Source organism: Niallia sp. MER 6 (assembly GCF_023714395.1).
Lineage (GTDB): Bacteria > Bacillota > Bacilli > Bacillales > Cytobacillaceae > Niallia.
In genome coordinates, this window is sequence record NZ_JAMAUK010000076.1 from 1 (window position 1) to 2,937 (window position 2,937).

Here is a 2,937-nt window from a genome sequence, read left to right on the forward strand (position 1 = left end):
AAGTTAAGTTAGAAAGGGCGCACGGTGGATGCCTTGGCACTAGGAGCCGATGAAGGACGGTACTAACACCGATATGCTTCGGGGAGCTGTAAGTAAGCTTTGATCCGGAGATTTCCGAATGGGGGAACCCACTATCCGTAATGGGATAGTATCGTTACTTGAATACATAGAGTAACAGAAGGCAGACCCGGGGAACTGAAACATCTAAGTACCCGGAGGAAGAGAAAGCAAACGCGATTCCCTGAGTAGCGGCGAGCGAAACGGGATTAGCCCAAACCAAGAGGCTTGCCTCTTGGGGTTGTAGGACACTCTACATGGAGTTACAAAGGAACGGGGTAGATGAATAGGTCTGGAAAGGCCAGTCATAGAAGGTAAAAACCCTGTAGTCGAAACTTCGTTCCCTCCTGAGTGGATCCTGAGTACGGCGGGACACGTGAAATCCCGTCGGAAGCAGGGAGGACCATCTCCCAAGGCTAAATACTCCCTAGTGACCGATAGTGAACCAGTACCGTGAGGGAAAGGTGAAAAGCACCCCGGAAGGGGAGTGAAATAGATCCTGAAACCGTGTGCCTACAAGTAGTTAGAGCCCATTAATGGGTGATAGCGTGCCTTTTGTAGAATGAACCGGCGAGTTACGATTACATGCGAGGTTAAGTTGAAGAGACGGAGCCGCAGCGAAAGCGAGTCTGAATAGGGCGTAATAGTATGTGGTCGTAGACCCGAAACCAGGTGATCTACCCATGTCCAGGGTGAAGTCCAGGTAACACTGGATGGAGGCCCGAACCCACGCACGTTGAAAAGTGCGGGGATGAGGTGTGGGTAGCGGAGAAATTCCAATCGAACTTGGAGATAGCTGGTTCTCTCCGAAATAGCTTTAGGGCTAGCCTCAAGGTAAGAGTATTGGAGGTAGAGCACTGTTTGGACTAGGGGCCCCCATCGGGTTACCGAATTCAGACAAACTCCGAATGCCAAATACTTATCCTTGGGAGTCAGACTGCGAGTGATAAGATCCGTAGTCAAGAGGGAAACAGCCCAGACCACCAGCTAAGGTCCCAAAGTATACGTTAAGTGGAAAAGGATGTGGAGTTGCTTAGACAACCAGGATGTTGGCTTAGAAGCAGCCACCATTTAAAGAGTGCGTAATAGCTCACTGGTCGAGTGACTCTGCGCCGAAAATGTACCGGGGCTAAACGTATCACCGAAGCTGTGGATTGACATCTAGTGATGTCAGTGGTAGGAGAGCGTTCTAAGGGCGTTGAAGCTAGACCGTAAGGACTGGTGGAGCGCTTAGAAGTGAGAATGCCGGTATGAGTAGCGAAAGATGAGTGAGAATCTCATCCACCGAATGCCTAAGGTTTCCTGAGGAAGGCTCGTCCACTCAGGGTTAGTCGGGACCTAAGCCGAGGCTGAAGAGCGTAGGCGATGGACAACAGGTTGATATTCCTGTACCACCTTATGAATCGTTTGAGCGATGGGGGGACGCAGGAGGATAGGGTAAGCGTGCTGTTGGATTAGCACGTCCAAGCAGTTAGGCTGGTAATGAGGCAAATCCCATTACCGTGAAGGCGGAGCTGTGACGGCGAGGGAAATATAGTACCGAAGTTCCTGATTCCACACTGCCAAGAAAAGCCTCTAGCGAGATTCAAGGTGCCCGTACCGCAAACCGACACAGGTAGGCGAGGAGAGAATCCTAAGGTGAGCGAGAGAACTCTCGTTAAGGAACTCGGCAAAATGACCCCGTAACTTCGGGAGAAGGGGTGCTCTTTTGGGTGCAAGCCCGAGAGAGCCGCAGTGAATAGGCCCAGGCGACTGTTTAGCAAAAACACAGGTCTCTGCGAAGCCGTAAGGCGAAGTATAGGGGCTGACACCTGCCCGGTGCTGGAAGGTTAAGAGGAGGGGTTAGCGTTCGCGCGAAGCTCTGAATTGAAGCCCCAGTAAACGGCGGCCGTAACTATAACGGTCCTAAGGTAGCGAAATTCCTTGTCGGGTAAGTTCCGACCCGCACGAAAGGTGTAACGATCTGGGCACTGTCTCAACGAGAGACTCGGTGAAATTATAGTACCTGTGAAGATGCAGGTTACCCGCGACAGGACGGAAAGACCCCGTGGAGCTTTACTGTAGCCTGATATTGAATTTTGGTACAGCTTGTACAGGATAGGTAGGAGCCTTGGAAGCCGGAGCGCCAGCTTCGGTGGAGGCATTGGTGGGATACTACCCTGGCTGTATTGACATTCTAACCCGCACCCCTTATCGGGGTGGGAGACAGTGTCAGGTGGGCAGTTTGACTGGGGCGGTCGCCTCCTAAAAAGTAACGGAGGCGCCCAAAGGTTCCCTCAGAATGGTTGGAAATCATTCGTAGAGTGTAAAGGCACAAGGGAGCTTGACTGCGAGACCTACAAGTCGAGCAGGGACGAAAGTCGGGCTTAGTGATCCGGTGGTTCCGCATGGAAGGGCCATCGCTCAACGGATAAAAGCTACCCCGGGGATAACAGGCTTATCTCCCCCAAGAGTCCACATCGACGGGGAGGTTTGGCACCTCGATGTCGGCTCATCGCATCCTGGGGCTGTAGTCGGTCCCAAGGGTTGGGCTGTTCGCCCATTAAAGCGGTACGCGAGCTGGGTTCAGAACGTCGTGAGACAGTTCGGTCCCTATCCGTCGTGGGCGTAGGAAATTTGAGAGGAGCTGTCCTTAGTACGAGAGGACCGGGATGGACGCACCGCTGGTGTACCAGTTGTCTTGCCAAAGGCATAGCTGGGTAGCTATGTGCGGAAGGGATAAGTGCTGAAAGCATCTAAGCATGAAGCCCCCCTCAAGATGAGATTTCCCATAGCGTAAGCTAGTAAGATCCCTGAAAGATGATCAGGTTGATAGGTTTGAGGTGGAAGCGTGGTGACACGTGGAGCTGACAAATACTAATAGATCGAGGACTTAACTAA

General features: G+C 52.2%; 1 rRNA gene. It reads left to right on the plus strand.

The annotated features are described in order from the left end of the window. Position 1 precedes the first annotated feature (1 nt). Positions 2 to 2,937: ribosomal RNA gene (locus tag M3600_RS28100) — 23S ribosomal RNA — on the plus strand.